General features: G+C 73.1%; 24 protein-coding genes. 18 read left to right on the plus strand and 6 right to left on the minus strand.

The annotated features are described in order from the left end of the window. Window positions 1–20 precede the first annotated feature (20 nt). The 3 genes from IEV65_RS05915 to IEV65_RS05925 form a co-directional block, all read right to left on the minus strand. Window positions 21–1,271: an ABC transporter substrate-binding protein gene (locus IEV65_RS05915; protein ID WP_188428693.1), complete on the minus strand. Its 1,251-nt coding sequence runs from the start codon at window positions 1,269–1,271 to the stop codon at window positions 21–23. Window positions 1,272–1,383: 112 nt separating this feature from the next. After that, window positions 1,384–2,079 carry an ABC transporter ATP-binding protein gene (locus IEV65_RS05920; RefSeq protein ID WP_188428696.1) on the minus strand — a complete coding sequence of 232 codons (696 nt, stop codon included), beginning with the start codon at window positions 2,077–2,079 and terminating at the stop codon, window positions 1,384–1,386. Then, entirely contained in the window at window positions 2,072–2,863 is a 792-nt protein-coding gene (locus IEV65_RS05925; protein WP_188428698.1) for an ABC transporter ATP-binding protein, read from the minus strand. The genes IEV65_RS05920 and IEV65_RS05925 overlap by 8 nt, the downstream gene beginning before the upstream one ends. A gap of 195 nt (window positions 2,864–3,058) precedes the next feature. On the opposite strand from IEV65_RS05925, the gene IEV65_RS05930 reads away from it, so the two are divergent. Then, the gene (locus IEV65_RS05930; protein WP_188428700.1) at window positions 3,059–3,796 is read left to right on the plus strand and encodes a 3-hydroxybutyrate dehydrogenase; all 738 of its coding nucleotides are present in this window, start codon (window positions 3,059–3,061) and stop codon (window positions 3,794–3,796) included. A 10-nt stretch (window positions 3,797–3,806) separates the two neighbouring features. On the opposite strand, the gene IEV65_RS05935 is transcribed toward IEV65_RS05930, so the two are convergent. Then, entirely contained in the window at window positions 3,807–5,090 is a 1,284-nt protein-coding gene (locus tag IEV65_RS05935; protein ID WP_188428702.1) for an amidohydrolase, read from the minus strand. A gap of 17 nt (window positions 5,091–5,107) precedes the next feature. Here IEV65_RS05935 and IEV65_RS05940 point away from each other — a divergent pair, with 17 nt between their 5' ends. Continuing rightward, on the plus strand, window positions 5,108–6,037 hold the full coding sequence (locus tag IEV65_RS05940; RefSeq protein ID WP_188429513.1) for a PfkB family carbohydrate kinase: 930 nt from the start codon (window positions 5,108–5,110) through the stop codon (window positions 6,035–6,037). Window positions 6,038–6,144: 107 nt separating this feature from the next. Then, complete coding sequence (locus tag IEV65_RS05945) at window positions 6,145–6,423, plus strand: hypothetical protein (RefSeq protein ID WP_188428704.1); 279 nt, start codon at window positions 6,145–6,147, stop codon at window positions 6,421–6,423. A gap of 1 nt (window position 6,424) precedes the next feature. Here IEV65_RS05945 and IEV65_RS05950 read toward each other — a convergent pair whose 3' ends face one another. Next, window positions 6,425–7,069, minus strand: coding sequence for a nitroreductase family protein (locus IEV65_RS05950; protein ID WP_188428706.1), 645 nt, complete (start codon window positions 7,067–7,069; stop codon window positions 6,425–6,427). 109 nt (window positions 7,070–7,178) lie between these two features. Here IEV65_RS05950 and IEV65_RS05955 point away from each other — a divergent pair, with 109 nt between their 5' ends. Genes IEV65_RS05955 through IEV65_RS05980 form a run of 6 tightly spaced genes read left to right on the plus strand, consistent with a single transcriptional unit; the run spans window position 7,179 to window position 14,495 of the window. Then, entirely contained in the window at window positions 7,179–7,790 is a 612-nt protein-coding gene (locus IEV65_RS05955) for an RNA polymerase sigma factor (RefSeq protein WP_229734948.1), read from the plus strand. Further along, window positions 7,787–9,286 (plus strand): beta propeller repeat protein, encoded by a 1,500-nt coding sequence (locus IEV65_RS05960; RefSeq protein WP_188428708.1) that lies wholly within the window; start codon window positions 7,787–7,789, stop codon window positions 9,284–9,286. The genes IEV65_RS05955 and IEV65_RS05960 overlap by 4 nt, the downstream gene beginning before the upstream one ends. A gap of 27 nt (window positions 9,287–9,313) precedes the next feature. Further along, window positions 9,314–11,971 (plus strand): bifunctional acetate--CoA ligase family protein/GNAT family N-acetyltransferase, encoded by a 2,658-nt coding sequence (locus tag IEV65_RS05965; protein ID WP_188428710.1) that lies wholly within the window; start codon window positions 9,314–9,316, stop codon window positions 11,969–11,971. Window positions 11,972–11,993: 22 nt separating this feature from the next. Beyond that, window positions 11,994–12,572, plus strand: coding sequence for a DUF5998 family protein (locus IEV65_RS05970; protein WP_188428712.1), 579 nt, complete (start codon window positions 11,994–11,996; stop codon window positions 12,570–12,572). After that, window positions 12,569–13,732, plus strand: coding sequence for an alkaline phosphatase family protein (locus tag IEV65_RS05975; protein WP_188428714.1), 1,164 nt, complete (start codon window positions 12,569–12,571; stop codon window positions 13,730–13,732). The genes IEV65_RS05970 and IEV65_RS05975 overlap by 4 nt, the downstream gene beginning before the upstream one ends. 46 nt (window positions 13,733–13,778) lie before the next feature. Next, window positions 13,779–14,495: a thymidine kinase gene (locus tag IEV65_RS05980; RefSeq protein ID WP_188428716.1), complete on the plus strand. Its 717-nt coding sequence runs from the start codon at window positions 13,779–13,781 to the stop codon at window positions 14,493–14,495. A 2-nt stretch (window positions 14,496–14,497) separates the two neighbouring features. Here the strand turns inward: IEV65_RS05980 and sepH are convergent, their stop codons facing one another. Then, on the minus strand, window positions 14,498–15,883 hold the full coding sequence (gene sepH / locus IEV65_RS05985) for a septation protein SepH (RefSeq protein ID WP_188428718.1): 1,386 nt from the start codon (window positions 15,881–15,883) through the stop codon (window positions 14,498–14,500). Window positions 15,884–15,961: 78 nt separating this feature from the next. On the opposite strand from sepH, the gene IEV65_RS05990 reads away from it, so the two are divergent. The 9 genes from IEV65_RS05990 to IEV65_RS06030 all read left to right on the plus strand — a co-directional run bounded on the left by IEV65_RS05990 (window position 15,962) and on the right by IEV65_RS06030 (window position 25,540). Further along, a complete protein-coding gene (locus IEV65_RS05990; protein ID WP_188428720.1) occupies window positions 15,962–16,627 on the plus strand; it encodes a trimeric intracellular cation channel family protein in 666 nt (221 codons plus the stop codon). Beyond that, the gene (locus IEV65_RS05995; RefSeq protein ID WP_188428722.1) at window positions 16,624–17,841 is read left to right on the plus strand and encodes a ferrochelatase; all 1,218 of its coding nucleotides are present in this window, start codon (window positions 16,624–16,626) and stop codon (window positions 17,839–17,841) included. The genes IEV65_RS05990 and IEV65_RS05995 overlap by 4 nt, the downstream gene beginning before the upstream one ends. After that, on the plus strand, window positions 17,841–18,716 hold the full coding sequence (locus tag IEV65_RS06000) for an inositol monophosphatase family protein (protein ID WP_188428724.1): 876 nt from the start codon (window positions 17,841–17,843) through the stop codon (window positions 18,714–18,716). Before IEV65_RS05995 ends, IEV65_RS06000 begins: the two co-directional genes overlap by 1 nt. A 138-nt stretch (window positions 18,717–18,854) precedes the next feature. After that, window positions 18,855–19,154, plus strand: a complete 300-nt coding sequence (locus IEV65_RS06005) for a DUF4193 domain-containing protein (RefSeq protein WP_188428726.1) — start codon at window positions 18,855–18,857, stop codon at window positions 19,152–19,154. A 7-nt stretch (window positions 19,155–19,161) separates the two neighbouring features. Continuing rightward, window positions 19,162–19,626, plus strand: a complete 465-nt coding sequence (dut, locus tag IEV65_RS06010) for a dUTP diphosphatase (protein ID WP_188428728.1) — start codon at window positions 19,162–19,164, stop codon at window positions 19,624–19,626. A gap of 74 nt (window positions 19,627–19,700) precedes the next feature. Beyond that, entirely contained in the window at window positions 19,701–20,618 is a 918-nt protein-coding gene (locus tag IEV65_RS06015) for a DUF3710 domain-containing protein (protein ID WP_188428730.1), read from the plus strand. Beyond that, window positions 20,615–21,289, plus strand: a complete 675-nt coding sequence (locus tag IEV65_RS06020; protein ID WP_188428732.1) for a DUF3159 domain-containing protein — start codon at window positions 20,615–20,617, stop codon at window positions 21,287–21,289. The genes IEV65_RS06015 and IEV65_RS06020 overlap by 4 nt, the downstream gene beginning before the upstream one ends. Then, window positions 21,286–22,599, plus strand: coding sequence for a class I SAM-dependent RNA methyltransferase (locus tag IEV65_RS06025; RefSeq protein ID WP_188428734.1), 1,314 nt, complete (start codon window positions 21,286–21,288; stop codon window positions 22,597–22,599). Before IEV65_RS06020 ends, IEV65_RS06025 begins: the two co-directional genes overlap by 4 nt. A gap of 124 nt (window positions 22,600–22,723) precedes the next feature. Next, window positions 22,724–25,540 (plus strand): aconitate hydratase, encoded by a 2,817-nt coding sequence (locus tag IEV65_RS06030; protein ID WP_188428736.1) that lies wholly within the window; start codon window positions 22,724–22,726, stop codon window positions 25,538–25,540. Window positions 25,541–25,597 lie beyond the last annotated feature (57 nt).

Consider the following 25,597-nt stretch of genomic DNA (forward strand, 5'->3'; position numbering starts at 1 on the left):
CCGGGTCTGGGGGAGGGTGCTCAGCCGCCCATCGAGCAGGCGGACTGGTCGAGCGGCATGAAGGCTTCCTCCGCCGGGATGGTGCTCACGATCTCCTCGTAGTCCCAGTCCTCGGTGACCTGGTCCGGGGACTTGACCTTGGCCAGGTAGACGTCGTGGATCACCCGGTGGTCCTCGGCGCGGATCGTGCCGTTCTTGAGGAAGACGTCGTTGATCTCCTTGCCCTCGAAGTTGCCGACGATCGTGTCCGCGTCGTCGGTGCCCTCGGCCTGCACGGCCTCGAGATACTGCAGCGCCGCGGAGTAGTTGGCGGCGTGCGCGAACGACGGGCGGGTGCCCGTCTCCTCCAGGAAACGGTCGGCCCAGGCCCGGTTCTCGTCGTCGTGGTTCCAGTACCAGGCCTCGGCGAACTGCACGCCCTCGAACGCCTCCACGCCCAGGGAGTGGATGTCGGTGATGAACATCAGGCCGACGGCCAGCTCGATGCCGTCCGCGGCGTAGCCGCCCTCGTTGTACTGCTTCACCAGGTTGATGAGGTCACCGCCGGCCTGCATGGTGCCGATGACGTCCGGCTCGGCCGAGGCGGCCTTGGTCAGGAAGGTGGTGAAGTTGTCGTTGGGGAAGGGCGTGGCGATGTGGTCGCCGACCGTGCCGCCGGCCTCCTCCACCGCCCGGGTGAACGACTTGTCCATGTCCTGGCCGAAGGCGTAGTCCGGGTAGATGATCTGCCACTCCTTCCCGCCGCCCTCGGTGACCGCCGTACCGGTGGTCTGCGCCAGCTGGTAGGTGTCGTAGGCCCAGTGGAAGGTGTACTTGTTGCACTGGCCGTTCGTCAGCTCGGTCGTCCCGGCGCCGATGTCGATGAAGAGCTTCTTCTTCTCCTTGGCCTGGGTGGCGACGGCCAGCGCGGCCGAGGACGTCGGGACGTCGAGGATGATGTCGGCGCCCTCGCGGTCGTAGAGCTCCTGGGCCTTGGTGTTGGCGATGTCCGGCTTGTTCTGGTGGTCGGCCGCGACGACCTCGATCTCGTCGACGACGGCCTCCTCGCCGTACTTCTCCTGGAAGTCGGCGACCGCCATCTCGACGGCCTTGACGCTGTTGGGGCCGGAGAGGTCCTTGTAGACGCCGCTCTGGTCGTTGAGGACGGCCAGCACGACCTTGCCGTCGCTGAAGTCGCCGCCGCCACCGCCCGGACCGCCGCTGCCGCAGGCGGACAGGACGAGGACGCTGGCGCTCACGACCGCGGTCGCGGCGAGACGCTTGGTGCTCATGGGATTCTTCTCCTTCGGAGGTGCTGCTGGGCAGCGTCGGTGGGTGGGCGGGTGGAGCGGTGACAGCAGGGTGGGGTATGGCGTGCGGGCGCGGGTCGGGCAGGGTGCCCGCCTACATGCCGAGGTAGGCCAGGAGCTCGTCCTGACGGCGGGTGAACTCCTCGTTGTCCAGGTCGGCGGCGACGTGCCCCTCGGCGAGCACGTAGTGGCGGTCGGCGACGGAGGAGGCGAACCGGACGTTCTGCTCGACGAGGAGCACCGTCGTGCCGTTGGCCTTGACCTGCTGGACGATGTCGCGGATGCGCTGGACGATGACGGGGGCCAGACCCTCGCTCGGCTCGTCGAGCAGGAGCACCCGGGCGCCGGTGCGCAGCACCCGTGCCAGCGCGAGCATCTGCTGCTCTCCTCCGGAGAGGGTGGTCCCCGGAGCCCGGCGCCGGTCCGCGAGGACGGGGAACGCGTCATACACCTGGGCCAGGGACCAGGCGCCGTCCGGGTGCGTCACCGGGGGCAGGGTGAGGTTCTCCTCGACGCTGAGCGAGGCGTAGATGCCGCGGTCGTCCTGCACCCAGCCCAGGCCCCGACGGGCCCGCTGGTGCGGCCCGAGCCCGGTGATCTCGGTGCCGTCGAGGGTGACCGACCCGCGCACGTCGCGGTGCAGGCCCATGAGGCAGCGCAGCAGCGTCGTCTTGCCGGCGCCGTTGCGCCCGACGAGCGTGACCACCTCACCCTCGCGGACGACGAGGTCCACGCCGTGCAACGCCTGCGCGTCGCCGTAGAAGGCCTCCAGGCCACGGACCTCAAGCATGAGTGTCCTCCCCGAGGTAGGCGGCGACCACCCGCTCGTCGTTGCGGACCTGCTCGTAGGTCCCGCGCGCCAGGACCTCGCCGGACATCAGCACGGTCACGTGGTCGGCCAACGAACCCACGACGTGCATGTTGTGGTCCACGAAGACGACGGTGCGGCCGGCCGCGACCTGGCGCACCAGCTCGATCGTGCGGTCGACGTCCTCGCGGCCCATCCCGGCGGTGGGCTCGTCGAGCAGCATGACCTGGGGGTCCAGGGCCAGCACCAGGGCCATCTCCAGCGCCCGCTTCTGGCCGTAGGCCAGCTCACCGGCCGGGCGCTCGGCGAGACCGGCCAGCCCGACGTGCTCCAGCAGCTCGTCGGCCCGGCCGCGGTGCCGGCGCAGCAGGGAGTCGGAGCGCCAGAACCGCATCCCGCCGCCCGCCATGCCCTGCAGCGCCAGCTCGAGGTGCTCCCGCGGGGTGAGGTTGTCGAAGAGGCTGGTGATCTGGAAGGAGCGGGCCACGCCCTCGTGGGCGATCTGCTCCGGCTCCTTGCCGGTGATGTCCTTGCCGTGCACGGTGATCGTCCCGGACGTCGGCTTGAGATAGCCGGTCAGCAGGTTGAAAAGCGTGGTCTTGCCGGCGCCGTTGGGCCCGACGAGCGCGTGGACCTCGCCCTCGACGACGTCGAGGTCGACGTCCTTCACGGCGCGGAAGCCGCGGAACTCCTTGCTCAGGCCGCGGGCCGACAGCGCGACGGTGCGGCTGCCAGGCGGGCCCACGGTGTCCTGTGGGTCGTTCATGAGGACTCACCGTAGGGGCACGGCGCGGCGGCACCTATGTGACGGAACCACACAAACGACACCGTAGTGATGGGCTGGATCAACATGGACGTGACGACGGGCCGCACTCCACGATGACGGGACCCGTGAGGACGGAGCACCTCCTCGCGAGGTGGATCTTCACCCACCCACACGCCACAGGCGAGGAGCGACCCCATGACGACGAGGACCGTGCTGGTGACCGGCGGAGGCGGCGGGATCGGCGAGGCCGTGGCCCGGCGCAGCGTCCAGGACGGGCACCGGGTGATCGTGGCCGACCGGGACGCGGACGCTGCGGAGCGGGTCGCGGGGGACATCGGCGGCGAGGCGTGGGTGGTCGACCTGGCCGACACCGCCGCGCTGGAGGACCTGGAGCTCGAGTGCGACATCCTCGTCAACAACGCGGGCATCCAGCGGGTGGCGCCCATCCACGAGCTCGCCCCGGACGACTTCCGCACCATCCACCGGCTCATGCTGGAGTCGCCGTTCCTGCTGATCCGGGCCGCTCTTCCGCACATGTACGCCCAGGGCTGGGGGAGGGTCATCAACATCTCCTCGGCGCACGGCCTGCGCGCGTCGGAGTACAAGGTGGCCTACGTCAGTGCCAAGCACGGCCTGGAGGGGCTGTCGAAGGTGACCGCACTGGAGGGCGCACCGCACGGGGTGACCTCGGTCTGCGTCAACCCCGGCTACGTCCGCACCCCCCTGGTCGAGAAGCAGATCGCGGACCAGGCGCGCACGCACGGCATACCCGAGGACGAGGTCGTCGCCAAGGTGATGCTCACGCGGTCGGCCGTCAAGCGCCTCATCGAGCCGGCCGAGGTCGCCGCCCTCACCTCGTTCCTCATGTCCGAGGACGCGGGCATGGTGACGGGTGTGTCCTACCCGATGGACGGCGGGTGGACGGCCCAGTAGTCAGCGGTCATCAGCGACCGACCCAGGCCATCGTGGCGGCGACCATGGCGCGGACCCCGGTGTCGAGCATCGGCTGGAGCACCGGCGCGAAGTGCGGCGAGTGGTTGTCGGGGAAGTCGTGCGCCTGGGTCCCGGCCGCCTCGGACCGCGCCCACGCCTCCGGGTCGAACGCGCCGAACCCCCAGTAGGAGTAGGGCACGCCCCAGGCGTTCGGCAGCTCGGAGAAGTCCTCCGAGCCCATCTCCGGCTCGAACACCCGGACCTGGTCCGCCCCCAGCTCGGCGGTCAGCGCGGCCCGCACCCGGTCGGTGGTCGCGGGGTCGTTGTCGGTCACGGGCAGGTGGTCGAACGTCTCGATCTGCGGGTCCGGCGCGCCCCACGCGGCCGCCTCGGCACGGGCCGTCCGCTCGATCACCTCGAGGCAGTGCCGGGCGACCTCGTCGTCGTAGGTGCGCACGGTGCCCTCGATGACCGCGTGCGCGGGGATGATGTTGGTCTTCGTGCCTGCGGCGATACGGCCGACGGTGACCACGGCGGTGGCGCGGGGCGAGACCTGCCGCGCCACGACGGTCTGCAGCCGCATCACGAGCGAGGCGGCCATCACCACGGGGTCGATGGCGGTGTGCGGCGCGGAGCCGTGACCCCCCTTGCCGTGCAGGGTGATCCGGAAGTCGTCGCAGCTGGCCATGATCGGGCCGGGCGCGACCTGCACCGAGCCCGCCGGTCCGGGCAGCACGTGCTGGCCCAGGGCCACGTCGGGCCGCGGCACCCGGTCGACCAGACCGTCGTGCACCATCGCCTCGGCGCCGTTGTACTGCTCCTCGGCCGGCTGGAAGACCACGAGGAGGGTGCCCGACCAGGCGTCGCGCTGCTCGAGGAGCAGCCGGGTGGCGCCGAGCAGGGTCGCGACGTGCGTGTCGTGGCCGCACGCGTGCATGACGGGGACGCACTCGCCCTGGCGGTTGGTGACGAAGGTCGTCGAGGCGTAGTCGAGCCCGGTGTCCTCCACGACCGGCAGCCCGTCCATGTCGGCGCGCACCAGGACCGTCGGCCCGTCACCGTTGGGCACCACCACGCAGACCCCCGTGCCGCCGACCCCGGTGACGATCTCGAGGTCGCCGCCACCCTGCATACCCCGCACCTCCTCGACCACCCGGGCGGCCGTCTGGTGCTCCGCCATGGACAGCTCGGGGTGGGCGTGGAGGTGGCGGTAGAGGTCCTCCAGCCACGGTCGGATGTCGTCGAGGCCGGAGAGGACGCGGGCGGTAGCGGCGGTCGAGGTGGGGGACGTCATGCCCCCATCGTGGCAGGCTGTGCGGCGTGAGCGGCAGAGTGATCCACACCGGGCAGGCCCTCGTCGACGTCGTCCTCGAGGTCCCCGGCCTCCCGACGCGGGGCGGCAACGTCAACGCGTCCTCCTACACCCGGTATGCCGGGGGTGCGGTGAGCATCCTCGTCGCCGCCGCGCGCACCGGCGCTGCGGCGGTGCACGCGGGTGCGCACGGCACGGGACCCAACGGCGACCTCGTCCGCGCGGCGCTCGCCGGCGAGGGCGTGGCTGTGTCGTCGGCGCCGGTGGAGGGGGAGGACACCGGCATCTGCGTCGTGCAGGTCGAGCCGACCGCCGAGCGGACCTTCATCACCACCTACGGCGCCGAGCGGCGGATCACCGTCGAGTCGCTGGCGACGAGCGCGCCCGTGCCCGGGGACCTCGTCTGCGTGACCGGCTACAGCCTCTACGCGCCGACACGCGACCCGCTGCTCGAGTGGCTCGAGGGGCTGGCGGAGGGGGTGGACCTCGTCCTCGACCCCGGGGCGGCGCTCGCCGACCTGCCGGAGGTGGCGGCGCGTCTGCTCTCCCTGACCGACGTGTGGACCTCCAACGCCCAGGAGGCGACCGAGCTGACCGGCGTCGCCGACGTCGAGGCCGCCTGCGCCGCCGTCGCCGGGCATCTTCCGCCGGGGGCCACCGTGGTCGTCAGGGACGGCCCGGAGGGCTGCTTCGTGCGGGTGGACGGCGAGACGACCTACGTGCCCGGCTACCCGCAGCGCCCGCTGGACACCAACGGGGCCGGGGACGCGCACACGGGCGTGCTGTGCGCCGAGCGGGCGCTCGGCACGCCCTGGCTGGAGGCCGCGCGGCGCGCCAACGCCGCCGGGGCGATCAAGGTCACCCGCCGCGGGCCGGCCACCGCGCCGACCCGGACGGAGGTCGACGACTTCCTGCGCCGACAGGCGTAGGCGGCAGGGCCGGATCGAGGTCACGATCAGGTCACGACCGGTGGTCGCGGTGCAACCATCGGGTGCCCTGCGGCGTACTAGGGGTATCGGGCCGCTGCCTGCCGCCCATGACCGCGAAGGGGACCACGATGTTCAGGACCGCCGCACCAGCCCACCCCCACCGCAGCCCCACCCGCTCGGTCCAGGAGCACGTCACCCATCCGCTCGAGCACGCCCCCGAGGTGCTGCTGGCGCTCGCTGCCGTCCTCATCGTGCTGGCCGGTCCCGTCACGAGGGCGCTCGCGCCGGGCAACGTCGCCCTGTCGGCCCTCGCGGTCGTGCTGCTCGTCTCCGGCGTCGTGCTCGCGGCGGCCGCGGCCGTGCACCTGGTCCGCGGGCAGCGCTGAGTCAGACCCCGTCGGACCCGATGCTCCAGGGCACGCCGTAGCGCCCCCGGTGGGCGACCTCCTCGAGCGGGCGACGACGACGGGAGGCAGCCGAACCGCGGGGGGCGGTCCGCGGGTCGGTGGCCGGGTGACCGACCGCGACCACTCCCACGACCCGCCGATCCGGCGGGAGGGCGAAGGCCGACTTGACGGCACCCTGGTGCTCGGGGGGAACGCCGAAGTACAGCGCGCCCAGACCCTCGTCGACGGCGGTGAGGAGCATGAGCAGGGCGGCCATCCCGTTGTCCACGTCCCAGTAGGGCACCGGCCAGCGCGCAGGGTCGCGATCCTCCCAGCCCTTGTCCGGCTCGGCGTAGCGTGCGAGATAGGCCTGCGGGTCGGAGCAGCACAGCACCAGCACGGGGGCCCGCGACACCCCGCGCAACCACCGGTCCGGCTCGCGCGCCGGGTCCGTCGTGGTCCGCCAGAAGAGGTCGCGGTCCTGCTGCTCCTGGAGGACGACGAAGTCCCACCCCTGGCTGAAGCCGGCGCTCGGTGCCCGGACGGCGTGTCGCAGCATCCGGTCGACGACCTCGCCGGCCACCGGTCGGTCCGGGTCGAAGGCCCGGACCATGCGTCTGCGGCGGATGACGTCGGTCAGCTCCATGAGCGGCATCGTGGCACGAGCCCTTGTCCGCGCAGAGCTGCGCGTGACATGGTCTGACCGGGCGGCCCGCGACGACGCGGCGGCCGGGACAGCGCGGAGGGACGGGAGCGTGAGGCAGGAGACACCCAACCGGCGGGGGCGGACCGGCGTCCCAGAGGACATGACCACGATCATGGGGGATCTCACCGCGGTCCGGGAACGCCGGCGTCCGGCGGCTCGGGCGGCCGCGTTCGACGTCGCCGAGAGCGAGGTGCGGGAGGTCTACCTGGCGCACTTCGGTGCGCTGGCCGGCTGGGCCGCGCACCTGGTCGGTGACCCGGACCTGGGTCATGACATGGCGACCGAGGCCTTCGTGCGCCTGCTGCGCTCCTGGGAGAGCGTCGAGCTGGCGCGCCCGTGGCTCTACACCACGGTGGGCAACCTGGTGAAGGACCACTGGCGCAAGCGCGGGCGGGAGAGCGCGGCATACCGGCGCTTCCAGGGTGGGGTGGACCCGGAGGTGGGCCAGACCTCCCGGGTGGACCCGGCGACGGTGCTGACCGTGCGGGACGCGGTCGAGTCGCTGCCGGAGCGGCTGCGGATGGCGGTGCTGCTGCACTACTTCGGGGATCTCACCGTGGCTGAGGTCGCCCGGCAGCTCGGCAAGGCCGACGGAACGATCAAGAGTGACCTGCACGAGGCGCGCCGCCGGCTCGCTGTGATCCTGGAGGGTGTCCGATGAACGACGACCTGAACCGCTGGGGTCCCGGCGCTGACCGGGAGGAGCCCGTGGTGGAGGAGTTCTTCGCCGCGCACCGCCGGGCCGTGGTGGAGCACGATGCGGACGAACAGACGTGGGAGGCCATCCGGGTCCGTGCGGGGCGCACCGGTCGTGGCGGCCGTGGTGGTCTGTGGTTCCTGGGCGGAGTGGTCGCAGCCACCGCGGCGGCCACGACGGCCTTCCTCCTGGCCGGACAGGGCCTGGGCGGTGACGTCGCCGAGGCTCCACCCGCGTCGACACCGACCGACCAGGTCGTGGCTACCTCGACGGCGGCGCCCAGCACCACGGACGACACCACAGCCGGGACGACCGACGGGGCGAGCGACACCACAGGGACCGGCGCCGCCGAGGAGCCCGTTGCCGAGCCCTCGACCGGGACGGTCCTGCCGATGCTCGACCCTGACGCCACGATCGCTGTGGCCGGTCACCCCTCCGGCGACGAGAGCCCCCTGCGCGTCTCGGTGGGCCAGTACGACTGCGAGGCGGGAGAGCGGGAGTGGGCCTGTCCGGCGCTGCTCGTCAGCGAGGACTCCGGCCAGACCTGGACGCGGACCGTCGACATGTTCACCTCGGGCTTCTACGGCGCGGTGTCCGCCCGGGGCCACATCTGGATGTGGGGACCGGACCTCACGGACACGGACCGGGACGACATCCCCGTCACGCCGAGCAGGCTCGTCCGCTCCGACGACGGCGGCCAGACCTGGGTCGAGGTCGCCACGCGGGGCACCACGCTGGGTGTCGAGACCTTCCGCTCGACCCTGGTCGTCGTGACGGAGGGGTGCGCGGGCGGCGGCCCCGAGGAGTGCGCGGAGGTCGTCGTGACCGACCTCACCGCGGACGACGCCACCAGTGGTCGGCGCACGGCGACCCTCGAGGGCGCTGATCCTCTGCTCTGCACCACGTTCCCGGCGCCCGGCGACCTGCCGAGGGCCGAGATCTACGCGACCTACGACGCCGTCTACGTCGAGGCTGTCGGCGGCGTGTACCGCCTCGCAGACGGGGCGTCGGTGGCGAGCGTGGTCGAGCGGCCCAGGGACTGCGCCGACGTCCTGCCCGCCCCCGAGAGCAAGGACGGCCTGGTCGCCTGGGAGCCGGGGACCGCAGCGGTCTGGACCTCCGCCGACGGCGGGGCGTCCTGGCAGGAGGTGACCGACCTCCCGGGCGGCGTGTCTGCCGCCGCCAGCAACGACGGCACGCGGATGGTGATCGACACGGACCAGGGAGTCTTCGTCGGCACCGGCGGTGCGTGGGTGCGGGTCACGTCGGTCGACGAGGCAGAGGTGAGCGAGATCTGGCCCCTGGGGGGTGAGTCGGTGCGGGTCTCCGGCCGCTACCGCTACGTGGCTCCGGACCTCGTGCAGCACGACGGACGCGACCTGGCCGCGAGCTGGCTGACCGAGGACGGCGGGCAGACCTGGACCGAGGAGCCCCAGCTCGCCATCCCGGGTGCACCCTGACTCGCGACCCGCTGCCATAGTGGGCACATGACCGACCAGGCGGAGCTGCCCCCCGGCTACCCCCGCGAGTGGGAGGCGGACGTCGTGCTGGCCGACGGCATGGTGGCCCACGTGCGGCCCATCGTGCCGGCGGACACCGAGGCGATCCACGAGTTCCACGCCAACCAGTCGGAGGAGTCGATCTACCTCCGTTACTTCGCCCCGATCAAGCGGCTGTCCGACCGCGACGTCCACCGCTTCACGCACGTGGACTATCACGACCGGGTGGCGCTGGTCATGATCATCAACAACCAGCTGGCGGGGATCGGCCGCTACGACCGGCTCAAGGCCGGCGGCCCGGTCGCGGAGGTCGCCTTCAACGTCTCCGACCACCACCAGGGCAGGGGGATCGGCTCGGTCCTGCTCGAGCACCTGGCCGACATCGGCCGCGAGGACGGGGTGCGCCGGTTCGTCGCCGACGTCCTGCCGCAGAACCGCAAGATGATCGGGGTGTTCAAGGACGCCGGCTACGACGTCTCGCACGAGTTCGACGACGGGGTCATCGCGGTGTCCTTCGACATCGAGGCCACCGACGCCTCGCGCGCGGTCCGGATGTCCCGCGAGCACCGGTCCGAGGCGCGCTCGGTGCGGCAGGTGCTCAACCCGGCGTCGGTGGCCGTCATCGGTGCCAGCCGGCGCAGCGACACCGTGGGACGCACCTTCTTCGACAACCTCGTGGACGGTGGTTTCACCGGCGCGGTGTATGCCGTGAACAACCGGGCCGAGCCGGGCACCCTGATCAGCGGTCACCCCAGCCACGCCTCGGTGCGCGACATCGCCAGCGGCGTCGACCTGGCCGTCATCGCGGTCCCCGCGCAGGACGTCCTGGCCACCGTCGACGAGTGCGCGGACGCCGGCGTGCGGGCGCTCGTCGTGGCCAGCGAGGGGTTCGCGGAGGCCGGGCCGGAGGGGGAGCGGCTGCAGCGCCAGCTGCTCGAGCGCGCCCGCGGCCACGGCATGAGGGTCCTCGGCCCCAACAGCTTCGGCCTGGTCAACAACGACCCCGACGTGCGGCTCAACGCCTCCATCGCGGACGTCGGTCACCTCCCCGGCTACGGCGGGCTCGGGCTGTTCGCCCAGTCCGGCGCACTCGGCATCGCCGTGCTGAGGTCGGCCCAGCGGCGAGGACTGGGGATGTCCACCTTCGCCTCGGCCGGCAACCGCGTGGACATCTCCGGCAACGACCTGATGCAGTACTGGCTGGACGACGAGTCCACCACCGCGGTCGGCCTCTACCTCGAGTCGATGGGCAACCCGCGCAAGTTCTCCCGGATCGCGCGCAAGCTGGCCACGATCAAGCCGGTCGTGGTCGTCAAGTCCGACGGCGGCGGTCGCGGGGCCGGCATCCGGGTCCGCTCGACGCACCAGTCGAAGGAGGCCTTCGAGCAGATGCTGCGGCAGGCCGGGGTGATCAGGGCCGACAACGTCCACCAGCTCTTCGACGTCGTCCAGCTGGTCCAGAGCCAGCCGCTGCCGCGCGGACGGCGCGTCGCGATCGTGACCAACAGCCACGCCATGGGCAACCTCGCCGCCAGCGCGGCGCGCGGACGCCGCCTGGAGGTGACCCACGGTCCCGTGGCGATCAGCTCCGAGGCGCAGACGGAGGCCTTCCGCGAGGTGGTGGCGGCCGCCCTGGAGGACCCCGCGGTGGACTCGCTCGTCGCCTGCTTCATCCCGCCCGTCGCGCGGATCGACCCCGAGGTCGTCCAGTCCGTCGCGGAGCTCGTGGCACAGCACGACAAGCCCTGTGCCGCAACCTTCCTCGGTATGCGTGGCGTCACGCCCGGCACCGGAGTCCCGGCCTATCCCACGCCCGAGGACGCGGTGAGGGCCCTGGCCGCCGTGACCAACTACTCCGACTGGCTGCGTGCGGACCACGGCGCCCGCGTCCGGCCGGACGGCCTCAACCGACGCGCGGCGCACGACGTCATCGAGTCGGCCCTCGCGCGCGTGCCCGAGGGGGTCGACCTGTCCGAGGGAGAGATCGCCGAGCTGCTCGCGGCCTACGGCATCACGGTCTGGCCCACGGTGCCGGTCGCCTCGGACGAGGAGGCGGTGGCCGCCTACAAGGAGCTCAAGGGCACGGTCGTCCTCAAGGCCACCTCGCCCCTGCTGCGGCACCAGCCCGGGCAGGGCTGGATCCGCACGGGTCTGCGGCACCCCAAGGCGGTGGGGGCGGCCTACCGCGACCTCGACGCCCTGCTCGAGCCCATCGGTGCGCAGGGGATAGCCCTGCAGCGGATGGCTCCTCCGGGCTCGGTGGCGGTCGAGGTGACCTCGACCGAGGACCCGCTGTTCGGACCGTCGGTCGCCTTCGGGGTGGCCGGTGTGCCCGTCGACCTGCTCGGTGATGTCGCGCACGGCTACCCGCCCCTGACCGACGCCGACATCGTGGACATGGTCGGCTCGATCCGGGCGGCCCCGATGCTCGACGGCTACCGGGGGGCGATGCCGGTCAACCACCAGGCCCTCTACGACCTCATCGCGCGGGTGTCGGTGCTGGCCGACGACCATCCGGAGCTGGCCGCGCTGCGGCTCAACCCCGTGATGGCGCACGCCGACGGCATCGAGGTGCTGGGCGCGACGGCGCGCGTGGCTCCGGCCCCCACCCGCACCGAGGCAGAGCGGCGGACGCTGCTCAGCTGAGCGCGGGTGGCACGATGGGGCCATGGTCCGTCGCCTGAGGTCACCGCTGCCCGACTCGCTCGTCGCCGACATCGAGCAGGCGGGCTACCTGCCTGCCGTGGTGCACGACGTCGTCGTGACGGCCGTGGGGCGCGACCAGGTGGTGAGCCACCTCGTCCACGCGGAGACCACGTTCGACGAGCAGGCGGTCCGCAACCACCTCACCGTGCTCGTGCTGACCGACCGCCGGCTGGTCATCGCGCACGCCGACGACCACGAGGGCCCGGAGCGGCAGCGGATGGCGACCGCCACGAGCGAGACCGTGCCGCTGCGGCAGGTGCGCGGGGTGATGCTGACCCACGTGGTGGCCGACCCGGAGAACTACGACGGCAGCCTCGAGGGCCGTGCCGTGACCCTGACGCTCGGGTGGGGGGCGGTCTCGCGCATCGACCTGCTCCCGGGGCTGTGCGAGGACCCCGAGTGCGAGGGCGACCACGGCTACGAGGGGACGGTGTCCGGCGACGACATCTCGTTGCGGGTCTCCGCGGACGCGGACGGGGTGGAGCAGCTCGAGCGGGCCCTCGCCTTCGCGCAGGAGCTCTCCGCCCGGCTGGGACGGTGACCGACGCCGTCGCGCGCGCTCGCGCGCTCTACCGACCACCCGCTCCCGGCGAGGGCCTGGCCTCGGTGGTGCCGGCCGCGCTGCTCGCGCTCGGCGCCGAGCTGCCGGACGGCATACCGCAGCCGGTCTGGGCGCTCCCGGACGCGCGACGGGTGGTCGTGGTGCTCGTCGACGGACTCGGTGCGCGGCAGCTCGAGCGGGCCTCGGGGCACGCGCCGTTCCTGCGCACCCTGCCCTCGGCGGACGAGGACGCCCGCTGCGGCTTCCCCTCCACGACGGCGACGAGCCTGACCAGCCTCGCCACCGGCCGCTGCGCGGGCGACCACGGCGTGATCGGCTGGCAGACCGCCCTGGACGGCGGGTCCCGGCTGTTCAACCACCTGTCCTGGAAGGGCGGGCCGGAGCCGACGGCCTACCAGCCGCACCGGACGCTGTTCCAGGAGGCAGGGCGGCAGAACATCACGATGACGACGGTCTCGCGCGCGATGTTCGACGGCTCGGGGTTCACCCGCGCTGCCCTGCGGGGCGGTGGGTATGCCGCGGCCGAGGACGCGGTGCAGCGCACCGACGGGGTGGTGGAGGCCCTGGCGCAGGCCGGCCGGAAGGGCCGTGCCCTGGTGTACGCCTACTGGGACGAGGTGGACAAGGCCGGGCACGTCCACGGCCCCGGGACCCTGGAGTGGGGGACGGCGGTCGAGGCCTGCGACGCCTTCGTCGCCGGCCTGGTCGAGGCGGTGCCGGCGGGCACCGTCGTCGTCGTCACGAGCGACCACGGCATGATCGAGGCGCCGCACGCGCGCCGGCGCGACCTCGCGCTGGGCGACGTCCTCGGCCAGGGGGTGCTGCTGCTCGCCGGCGAGCCGCGGGCGCCCCAGGTCTGGTGCGAGCCCGGTGCCGCCGCGGACGTCGCGGCGATGTGGCGGGAGGAGCTCGGTGACGACGCGATGGTGCTGACGCGGGAGGAGGTCGTGGACGCCGGCTGGCTGGGACCGCGCGCCGACCGGGCCGGTCGCGTCGGCGACCTCGTGGTCGCGATGCTCGACGACGCGACGGTGCTCGACTCCTCGCGGCTGCGCCCCGAGGTGCTGCGGCTGCGCGGCCACCACGGCTCGGTCACCGACGCCGAGACCGCCATCCCGCTGCTCGTCCACGCGGGCTGACGCGGCGGTGGCGCGGGACGTGCCGGGCGCTCCGTAGACTGCGCGGGTGGCTGAGCTCGTCTTCTTCACCGGGACCATGGACTGCGGGAAGTCGACCCTCGCGCTGCAGATGGACCACACGCACTCGACCCGCGGGCGTGCGGGGCTGCTGTTCACCCAGCACGACCGGTCGGGGGAGGCGGTGATCTCCTCGCGGCTCGGCCTGTCCAAGGCGGCGCTGGAGGTCCACGACGACCTGGACTTCTGGGACGTGGTGGTCGAGCAGGTGACCAACGGGCGGCGCGTCGACTACCTCATCTGCGACGAGGCGCAGTTCTACCAGCCCGACCAGGTCGACCAGCTCGCGAGGCTGGTGGACGAGATGGGGATCGACGTCTTCGCCTTCGGGATCACCGCCGACTTCCGCACCCAGCTCTTCCCGGGGTCGCGGCGGCTGCTCGAGCTCGCCGACCGCACCCAGCAGCTGCAGGTGGAGGCGCTGTGCTGGTGCGGCAGGCCGGCGACCGTCAACGCGCGGGTGGTCGACGGGGTGATGGTCGTCGAGGGCGAGCAGGTCGTGGTGGGCGACGTGAGCGGCACCGACGAGGGTCGGGCACCGACGGTGGAGTACGAGGTGCTCTGCCGCCGTCACTACATGCGGCGGATGAACTCCCACGCCGCCCGCGCCCAGTCGCTCTCGCCGGACGTGCTGCCCTTCGACCTGGACCTGTGCCCGCTGCCGACGGTGCCGACGGCCAGAGCCGTGGACGCAGGGGACTCTTAGCGTCAGCCCTGGCGACGCTTCGGCCCTGAACCGAACATGATGTCGTCCCAGCTGGGGACGCTGGTGCGACCGCCCTTCTTCGGGGCAGGCTGCTCCGCGGCGGGAGCGTCCGCGTCGGGCTCGTCGACGTCCTCGACGTCCTCGACGTCCTCGACCTCGTCGACGTCGTCCGGCTCTGGGTCCGGGTCCTCGGCGACGACCTCCTCGGGGAGGTCGCCCTCCTCGTCCAGCACCTCCAGGTCGTCCTCCTCGTCCATGCCGAAGAACTCCTCGAAGCTGACCTCGTTGGGGTCGTGCTGGGTGCGCGCGAAGGTGCCCTCGGGCTCGCCGTCCTCCTCGCCCTGGGCGGGCTCGCCGACGACCGGAGGCAGCTTGGGCATCCGCAGCCGGCGACGGCGGGCGGGGCGCAGCGGCGTCGGGTCTTCCGACCCCTCCGGGGCCTCCGTCTCGTCCTCCTCCGGCGTCACGGGGCTGGGGGACTCCGGGGCCGATCCGCGCGGGTGGGCGGCCGGGGGCTCGCCGGCCTGCTGGAGCTGCTCGTCGAACTCGAAGTCCTCGAGCGGCAGCACCTCGTCGACGAGTCCGCCTCCGGCCCGGCCCTGGTCACGGGGCCCAGGGCGGTCGTCCGTCGGCGGGCTGACGTCGTCCTCGTCGGCGGGCCGCCCCCCGGGGGCCGGCGCGTCGGGTCCGACCCGCCTGGTCCTGCGCCCGCTGCCGCGCTGCTGGCGGCGGGCGCGCATCGTCGCCATCAGGTCGTTCGCCTCGTCCGTCGCGGTGGCGGCACCGAGGAGCGGGTGGCCCGCGAGACCGCCTGGCAGCGCCTGCTCGTCCTCGCTGAGCCAGCGCGCCTCGTCGTCCAGGGCCTCGATCGAGCGGTCCTGCACGTCGTAGTGCCAGGCCGCGCGGCGCTCACGTCCCCCGGCGGGGAAGACCACCAGGACGGTCCAGGGCCCCTGCGGGGCGCTGCGGGCCGCGTCCCACGAGATCTCCTCCTCGGGCACCCCGCGCGCCGTGAGGCGCTCCCGAACCCTCTGGTCGAGCCGGTGCGAGCCGTCCGTGCGCCCCTGCGCGCGCACCGCGGCGGCCTGCGCGAGCCCGACCACGTGCTCGCGCTCGGCGAGGACGGGACCCTCGAACCGCTGGACGCGCACGAGGTCCCACCCGGTCGCCGAGGCCACCTCCTGGGCGGTCTGACCCGCCCGGATCATGGCCTGCACCTCGCGCGGCGTCGCGCCGCCGCCGGGGCGTTCGGGGGAGGGTGCGTGCGGCCGCGGGCGCAGGGCCGCGCGCAGCCGGTCGTCGACGGGCACGGCATACCGCGTCCCGTCGTCGGCCACCAGGACCAGGCGGCCGCCCTCGTCGAGCTCGTCGAACTGGAGCTGCTGCATGGTCACCCACTGTGCCATCCGAGACTGCGAGCGCCCGGCAGGGCGCGCCGCCGGGACCCTCGTTACGCTGTCAGCGACATGTCAGCGGCTCCCAGCATCCTCGTGCTCGACCTCGTGGGCATCTTCGTCTTCGCGGTCTCCGGAGGTCTGGTGGGCATCCGGGCGAGGCTGGACCTGTTCGGGATCGCCGTGCTGGCCTGGGTCACCGGTCTGGGAGGCGGCCTGATCCGCGACGTCTTCCTCGGCGACGTCCCTCCGGCGGGCATCTCCGACCCGTGGTACCTGACGGCCGTCCTCCTCGCCGGCGTCGCCACCGTGCTGCTCGCCCCACGGGTCGCCGACCTGCGCCGCCGCAACCCCGACCTCCGCCTGGGGCTGATCACCCGGATGATCCGCTACCTCGACGCGGTCGGTCTGGCCACCTTCGCCGTGACCGGCGCCGCCAAGGCGGTCGCGCTGGGCGCCCCGCCGCTGGCCTGCGTCTTCGTGGGCGGGATCGCGGCGGTGGGCGGCGGGGCCCTGCGCGACGTGCTGGTCGGCCAGGTCCCGGAGGTCCTCCGTCGCGAGGTGTATGCCGTGCCCGCGCTGCTCGGGGCCGCGGTGGTCACCGGCGCCGCGTGGCTCGACGCGCTGAGCATGCCCGTGCTCGTCCTGGCCGCGGTCCTCGTCTTCGTCATCCGCGTGGCCGCCATCGTCCTCGACCTCAACGTCCCCACCCCCCGGCAGACAGGAGTCCGTCCATGACCCAGCCCACCGCAGATCCCTCCGGCGCCCCGCTCCGTCCTGCGGGGGACCCGGTCCGTCCCGCCGAGGCCCAGGTCGTGGCCGAGCTGGAGGAGACGCTGAGCCAGGCCCAGGACACGCGCGTCTTCCCCTACCAGGCCGTCGTCCTCACCTCCTTCGGCGGGCCCGAGGGCCCCGAGGAGGTCATGCCGTTCCTGCGCCGGGTCACCGGTGGGCGAGGCATCCCGGACGAGCGGCTGGCCGAGGTCGCCGAGCACTACCTGCACTTCGGCGGCCGCAGCCCGATCAACGACCAGAACCGGGCCCTCGTCGCGGCCCTGCGCGAGGAGCTGGACCGTCGCGAGCTCGCGGTCCCGGTCCTGTTCGGCAACCGCAACTCCGAGCCCTTCCTCGTGGACACGCTGCGTCAGGCGCACGAGGAGGGGATGACCCGCGTGCTCGCGGTCACCACGAGCGCCTACTCCTGCTACTCCTCCTGCCGTCAGTACCGCGAGGACATCGCCGCCGCGATCGACCAGCTCGCCGACGAGGGCCGCTCGCTCGCGGTCGACAAGGTCCGGCAGTTCTGGAACCACCCCGGCTTCTCGCGGGCCAACGCCCGCCTGGTCACCGAGTCCGTCCGCGCCCTGCGCGAGCGGACCGGCCAGACCCCGCACCTGGTCTTCGTCACCCACTCCCTGCCCGTCGCGATGGACGACACCTCCGGCCCCGGCGACGGCGAGGGCAACCTCTACTCCCGCCAGCACCACGAGCTCGCGGCCGCGATCGCCGCGGAGGCCGCGACGACCCTGGGGGTCGAGGTGGAGCACGACCTGACCTACTGCTCGCGCTCCGGCCCGCCCACCCAGCCCTGGCTCGAGCCGGACGTCAACGACCACCTGCGTGAGCTCCACGCGCGGGGCGTCCGGCACGTCGTGCTCGCGCCCATCGGCTTCGTGTCCGACCACATGGAGGTCGTCTTCGACCTCGACACCGAGGCGGTCGAGACGGCGCAGGAGCTCGGGATCGACCTGCTCCGCGCGCCCACGGTCGGCACGGACACCGAGTTCGTCGTCGGCCTGGTCGACCTCGTCCTCGAGCGCGCCGCCCAGGCCCGCGGGGAGTCCGTCCCGACGCCGACCTGGCCCGGGGACGACGCCCGCCCCGCCGTCTGCCTGCCCGGCTGCTGCCCCAACCTGCGCACCGCGAAGCCGGCGGCCTGCGGGTCGGACTGATGGTGCGGGGCGACGACGCGAGCACGAGCGACGAGACGCTGCGCGAGCTGGAGCAGCTGGCGGTCGCCGTCGCCGAGGAGGCCGGCGCCCTCGTCCGCGACGAGCGGCCCGACCGGACGGTGGTCGACCGCACGAAGTCGACCGACCTCGACATCGTCACGGTGATGGACACCCGCTCCGAGCAGCTCATCCGGAGCCGCCTCGCGTCGGCCCGCCCGGACGACGGGGTGCTCGGCGAGGAGGAGGGGCTGGTCAGCGGCCGGTCCGGGCTCACCTGGGTCGTCGACCCCATCGACGGGACGGTCAACTACCTCTACGGCCTGCCCGGGTATGCCGTCTCCGTCGCCGTCGTCACGGGCGACCCCACGCGTCCCGGCGCCTGGGAGCCGGTGGCTTGCGCGGTCGTCAACCCCAGCACGGGGGAGACCTTCCACGCCCGGGCCGGCGGGGGAGCGCACGTCACCGCGGCGGGCCCCTGGGCCACCGGAGGGGAGCGCGCGCGGCATACCCGGCGCCTCGAGGTCAGCACCGCGACCGACCTGGGCTCCCTGCTCGTGGCGACCGGGTTCGCCTACGACCGGGCGGTGCGCGAGGGCCAGGCGGCGACAGTGGCCGCGCTGCTTCCTCGGGTGCGCGACGTACGGCGGCTGGGGGCCGCGGCCCTGGACCTCGCGCACGTCGCCGCGGGGCGCGTGGACGCCTACTACGAGCGCGGTGTCAAGGCGTGGGACATCGCCGCCGGCATCCTGCTGGTCACCGAGGCTGGCGGCGTGGTCTCGGGCGCCCGGCCGGACCTGCCGCCCTCGCCCTCGCTCACCGTCGCGGGCGGGCGGGGTGCCCACGCGACCCTGCTCGCCGAGCTCGCCGTCGCCTGAGCCGGCCGGGTTCGCGTCGGACCCCCTTCATAGGGCACAATCCGCCCCGGCAGCAGGGCGTTGCCCCCTGGGCACAAAACGGGGGTCCCGTGCGTTCTGGACGGCTGAGACGCATTCGATCGTGACGAAGGAGAGGCTATGGCGACCGACTACGACGCCCCACGCAAGACCGAGGACGAGCTCAACGAGGACTCGATCGAGGAGCTGAAGGCCCGGCGCAACGACAAGAGCTCGGGCAACGTCGACGTCGACGAGACCGACGTGGCCGAGGGCTTCGAGCTGCCCGGTGCCGACCTGTCCAACGTCGAGCTGTCCGTGCACGTGCTGCCGCGCCAGCAGGACGAGTTCACCTGCTCCCGGTGCTTCCTGGTGCACCACCGCAGCCAGCTGGCCAAGGAGGTCGGCGGACTGCCGGTCTGCTCCGAGTGCGCCGCCTGACGCACCGATGCTGACCGTCCCGGTGGCGCTGCGCCGCCTCGACCCCGACCTGCCGGTCCCCCGGCAGGCCCGGGCGGGCGACGCGGGGGTCGACCTGCACGCGCGCGAGGCCGTGACCCTCGCGCCGGGGGAGCGTGCCCTCGTCGCCACCGGCGTCGCGATCGCCCTGCCCGAGGGGTATGCCGCGTTCGTCCACCCGCGCAGCGGGCTGGCGGCCCGGCACGGGGTGTCCATCGTCAACGCGCCCGGGACGGTGGACGCGGGTTACCGTGGTGAGATCCTGGTCAACCTGGTGAACACCGACACCCGTGAGCCGTTCGAGGTCCGCCGGGGGGACCGCATCGCCCAGCTCGTGGTGCAGCAGGTCGCCACCCCGGTCTTCGAGGTGGTCGACGAGCTCCCCGCCTCCGAGCGTGGGGACGGCGGTCACGGCCACACCGGGACCGAGGAGACGGTGGCGCACGCCACCTGAGCAGACGCGCGTGCCCGACGGGGCACGTCACCGCCGGTCGCCACGACCGGCACGACACGAAGGACTGACCCACCGTGGGACTGTTTGGCCGCAAGAAGACCGCGCCCGTCGACGACGTTGACGTGCTGCTCGAGGAGACCGAGGACGCGTCGGCGCGACCCGAGCCCGCCCCGGGCGAGCCCGGCGTCGACCGTGACTGGGACCGTCCCACCGACGGCCCCTACGACGTCTCCGAGTGGTCCGACCTCGAGGGCCGGGTCGACCTCGGCGCGCTGCGGCTGCCCGCGCTCGCGGGGATGCAGATGCGCCTGGACATCGAGCAGGGCAGCGGTCGGGTCGTCGGCGCCACCCTCGGCTTCGGCGCCTCGCAGGCGCAGGTCCAGGTCTTCGCCGCCCCCCGCACGATGGGGCTCTGGGACGAGCTGCGCCCCGAGATCGCCCGCGGGCTGGTCGACGCCGGAGGCGCGGCCGAGGTCGTCAGCGGGCCGCTCGGCAAGGAGCTGCGTGCCCGCATGCCCGGGCGCGCCCCCGACGGCCGGGTCGCCTTCCAGCCCGCCCGCTTCCTCGGCATCGACGGGCCTCGCTGGTTCCTTCGCGTCGTGGTCAACGGGCCGGCCGCCACCGACGACGCCCAGCTGGCGCCGATCCTGGCCTACGTCCGCCGCATCGTCGTGCGACGCGGCGACGAGCCCCGCCCGCCGCGCGAGGTGCTCGAGCTGAGCGCGCCCAAGGGGGTGCTCGAGGCCGCGGCCAAGCAGGCGCAGGCCCGTCGTGAGCAGGCCGCCCGCGAGGCGGTGCAGGAGGTCGCGCGGCAGGCGCCGTCGCTGACCCGCACGGACGCGACCCGCCTGGCGGGGATCAGCCCGGGTGCGCCCGGCGCGCCGACGGGTGCCGGGGCGCCGCAGGTCCGCGAGGCCGGCCGGCACCGCTCCGCCCCCGAGCCGGCCCCGACCGAGGCACCCAAGGCGCCCTCCAACCCCGAGTTCACGTGAACGCGACCGTCGAGCAGGTCATCCGGCGCCGGATCAGCGACGCCCTCGGCGGGTGGTACGGCTCGCTCGAGACCGCCCTGCCCACTGTCGCGTTCGTGGTCGCGTGGATCGTCACCGACCGCGTGGCGATCGGGGTGGCCGCGTCCGCCGTGGTCCTGGTCGTCCTCGCGGTCGTCCGCGGCGTCGTCGGCGGGTCCTGGCGCTTCCTCGCCTCGGCGCTCCTCGCCACCGCCCTGGCGTCGTTCTTCGCCCTCCGGTCGGGGGAGGCGGAGGACGCCTTCCTCCCGGGCATCCTCCTCAGCGCCCTGTATGGCGTGGGTGCGCTCGTCTCGATCCTGACCCGCTGGCCGCTGGTCGGTTTCGTGGTCGGCATGGGGGACCCGGAGTTCGCCGAGCGACCCACCGCGTGGCGGCGGGACAAGGGTCTGGTGACCGTCTGCACCCGGCTGACGTGGGTTCTGGTGGCGCTCTTCGCCCTCCGCGTCGCCATCATGCTCCCGCTCTACCTCGCAGGGGAGGTGGCCTGGCTCGGCGTGGCGAAGATCGGCCTGGGCTGGCCCGCCTACCTGCTCGCCATCGTGGTCATGGGGGTGCTGCTGGCCACCGGCCACACGGCCCAGACCGCCGACGGCGGGGCTGAGGACGTCACCGAACGCATGGAGCGGGCGTGACCGGACCGGACCGTCCCGCCACCGGGCTCGACGTCGGTGACGTCGTCACGGTGGAGGTCGGTCCGGTGGCGCACGGCGGCCACTGCGTGGCCCGCCACGGCGACCACGGGCAGGTGCTGTTCGTCCGCCACGCGCTGCCCGGCGAGCAGGTCCGGGCGCTCGTCACCGAGCTCGGCCCGGGCGGTCGGTTCGTGCGCGCCGACGCCGTCGAGGTGCTGGAGGCCTCGCCGGACCGTGTGACGCCACCCTGCCCCTACGCCGGCCCCGGACGCTGCGGCGGCTGCGACTGGCAGCACGCCACCCCGGCGGCCCAGCGCGACCTCAAGGCGGCCGTCGTGACCGAGCAGCTGGTCCGCCTCGGGGGTCTCACCCCTGCGCAGGTCGAGGCGCTGCGCGTCCGTTGCGAGCCGGTCCCCGGGGACACCGAGGGGCTCGGCTGGCGCACGCGGGTGGAGGTGGCGGTCGAGCGTCGGGGTGACGGCAGCACGGTGACCGGGCTGCGCCGCCACCGCTCGCACGAGGTCGTCCCGGTCGACCGGTGCCTCATCGCGCACGCCTCGGTGGACGCGACCGGCGTGCTCGGCGGACCTCCGCCGCCTGCCCCGGTCGTGGCGCTGGACGTCGTCGCCCCCTCCGTGGGCGAGCCGGTCGTGGTGCCGCTCGTGGCCCCGCGCCGCATCCGCGGGGCGGCCAGGCGAGGCGCACGGCATACCCCCGTCCCTTCCGGCCCCGTGCCGGAGGTGACCGAACGCGTCGGCGAGCACCGCTTCACCCTCTCCGCCCGTGGCTTCTGGCAGGTGCACCCCGGCGCGGCGGCGACGTTCACGGCGCAGGTGATGGCCTGGCTGGACCCGCAGGCGGGGGAGCGGGCGCTCGACCTCTACGCGGGCGTGGGGCTGTTCGCCGTGCCGCTCGCGGAGGCTGTCGGATCCACCGGCTCCGTCCTGGCCGTCGAGGCCGACCGGGAGGCAGCCGAGGCAGCGGCCCGTCACCTCGCCGAGCGGCCGTGGGCGCAGGCGGTGGCCGAGCCCACCGAGCGGGCGCTCGACCGCCTGGTGGCGCAGGGGGAGCGGGCGGACGTCGTGGTCCTGGACCCGCCCCGCAGCGGGGCCGGTCCCGCGGTCGTCGCCGCCGTCGCAGCGCTGCGGCCCCGTGCGGTCGTGTATGTCGCGTGCGACCCTGCGGCGCTGGCCAGGGACCTGCGCGCGGCGCGCGAGCACGGGCTGGAGCTGGTCGGGCTGCGCGTCCTGGACGCCTTCCCGATGACGCACCACGTGGAGTGTCTGGCGCTCCTGCGCCCGCACGCCTGAGACCGCGATGCGGCAGGATGGCCCTGAGGCCCGCCACGCCCGCCCAGCTTTTGGCGAACCGGCGCCGCCTGAGATATCTTGATGTCAAGATAAATGGTCCCCGCCAGCAAGAGGAGCGATCACGTTGAGCACGAACCCGGACAGCTTTGGAGCCAAGGGCACGCTGGGAGTAGGTGACCAGAGCTACGAGATCTTCCGGATCGGCGGGCTCGAGGGCGCCGAGACGCTGCCCTACTCGCTGAAGGTGCTGCTGGAGAACCTCCTGCGCACCGAGGACGGCGCCAACATCACCGCCGACCACATCACCGCCCTCGCGCAGTGGGACGCCGACGCCGAGCCGGACACCGAGATCCAGTTCACCCCGGCGCGCGTCATCATGCAGGACTTCACCGGTGTCCCCTGCATCGTCGACCTCGCCACCATGCGTGAGGCGATGGCCGACCTCGGCGGCGACCCGACGAAGATCAACCCGCTGGCCCCGGCCGAGCTGGTCATCGACCACTCGGTGATCATCGACGTCTTCGGCCGGCCGGACGCCTTCGAGCGCAACGTCGAGATCGAGTACGAGCGCAACGGTGAGCGCTACCAGTTCCTGCGCTGGGGCCAGACCGCGTTCGAGGACTTCAAGGTGGTGCCGCCGGGCACCGGCATCGTCCACCAGGTCAACATCGAGCACCTGGCGCGCGTCACCATGACCCGCGAGGTCGGTGGCGCCCTGCAGGCCTACCCCGACACCTGCGTCGGCACCGACTCCCACACCACCATGGTCAACGGGCTCGGCGTGCTCGGCTGGGGCGTCGGCGGCATCGAGGCCGAGGCCGCGATGCTCGGCCAGCCGGTGTCCATGCTCATCCCGCGCGTGGTCGGCTTCAAGCTCTCCGGGTCCATCCCGGCCGGCGCGACCGCGACCGACGTCGTGCTGACCATCACCGAGATGCTGCGCGACCACGGTGTCGTCGGCAAGTTCGTGGAGTTCTACGGCGAGGGCGTCGCCCAGGTGCCGCTGGCCAACCGGGCCACCATCGGCAACATGAGCCCCGAGTTCGGCTCGACCTGCGCCATCTTCCCGATCGACGACGTGACGCTCGACTACCTGCGCCTGACCGGTCGCTCGGACGAGCAGGTCGCGCTGGTGGAGGCCTACGCCAAGGAGCAGGGCATGTGGCTGGACGCCTCGACGGAGGCGCGCTACAGCGAGTACCTCGAGCTCGACCTCTCCACGGTCGTCCCCTCGATCGCGGGGCCGAAGCGGCCGCAGGACCGTATCGAGCTCACGGCCGCCAAGAAGCAGTTCCGCGCCGACCTGAAGAACTACGTGGTGGACGGCCACGGCATCGAGAAGAGCGCCGTCGACCAGGAGCTCGCCCAGACCTTCCCGGCCTCGGACGCCCCCTCCCACGACGCCCACGAGGAGTCGCAGGAGGCCGGCCGCCCGGAGCGCTCGCCGCTGCTGAACGGCGACCGGGTGAGCAGCCCGACCCCGGCCACCATCGGGGACGCGCAGGTCCAGATCGACCACGGCCACGTGGCGATCGCCTCGATCACCTCGTGCACCAACACCTCCAACCCCTCGGTGATGATGGCTGCCGCGATGCTGGCCAAGAACGCCGTCGAGAAGGGCCTGGACGTCGCGCCCTGGGTCAAGACCTCGATGGCGCCCGGCTCCAAGGTGGTCACCGGCTACTACGACAAGGCCGGCATGTGGCCCTACCTGGAGGCGCTCGGCTTCCACCTGGTCGGCTACGGCTGCACCACGTGCATCGGCAACTCCGGCCCGATCATCGACGAGGTGTCGGCCGCGGTGAACAGCAGCGACCTGGCCGTCGTGTCGGTGCTGTCCGGCAACCGCAACTTCGAGGGCCGCATCAACCCCGACGTCAAGATGAACTACCTGGCCTCCCCGCCGCTGGTCATCGCCTACGCCCTCGCCGGGACCATGGACTTCGACTTCGACTCCCAGCCGCTGGGTCAGGGCAAGGATGGCGAGGACGTCTACCTCAAGGACATCTGGCCGGCCCCCGAGGACGTCGAGGCGACCATCGCCGGGTCGATCAGCCGGGACATGTTCACCGAGGACTACTCCGACGTCTTCGCCGGAGACCAGCGCTGGCAGTCGCTGCCGACGCCGGACGGCGACACCTTCGAGTGGGCGGGCGAGTCGACCTACGTGCGCAAGCCCCCGTACTTCGAGGGCATGCAGGCGGCGCCGGCGCCCGTCACCGACATCGAGGGCGCTCGCGTCCTGGCCAAGCTGGGTGACTCGGTGACGACCGACCACATCAGCCCGGCCGGGTCGATCAAGGCCGACAGCCCGGCCGGCAGGTACCTCGCCGAGCACGGCGTCGAGCGCAAGGACTTCAACTCCTACGGCTCGCGCCGCGGCAACCACGAGGTCATGATCCGCGGCACCTTCGCCAACATCCGGCTGAAGAACCAGCTCCTGGACGGCGTCGAGGGTGGCTTCACCCGCGACTTCACCGCCGGTGGCGAGCAGACGACCATCTACGACGCGGCGCAGAACTACGCCGCGGCGGGCACCCCGCTGGTGATCCTCGCCGGCAAGGAGTACGGCTCCGGGTCCTCGCGCGACTGGGCCGCCAAGGGCACCCGCCTGCTCGGTGTCAAGGTCGTCATCGCCGAGTCCTACGAGCGCATCCACCGCTCCAACCTCATCGGCATGGGCGTCCTGCCCCTGCAGTTCCCGGCCGGCCAGAACGCCGACAGCCTGGGCCTGGACGGGACGGAGACCTTCTCGGTGACCGGGGTGACCGCCCTCAACGACGGCACCACGCCGAGGACCGTCAAGGTCAGCGCGGCCAAGGAGGACGGCTCCACGGTGGAGTTCGACGCGGTGGTCCGTATCGACACCCCCGGTGAGGCCGACTACTACCGCAACGACGGCATCCTGCAGTACGTCCTGCGCTCGCTCGTGAACGCCTGACGAGCGCCGCACGGCATACCCGACGCCCCGCCGACCACCCGGTCGGCGGGGCGTCGC

Source organism: Ornithinimicrobium tianjinense (genome assembly GCF_014636495.1).
Lineage (GTDB): Bacteria > Actinomycetota > Actinomycetes > Actinomycetales > Dermatophilaceae > Ornithinicoccus > Ornithinicoccus tianjinensis.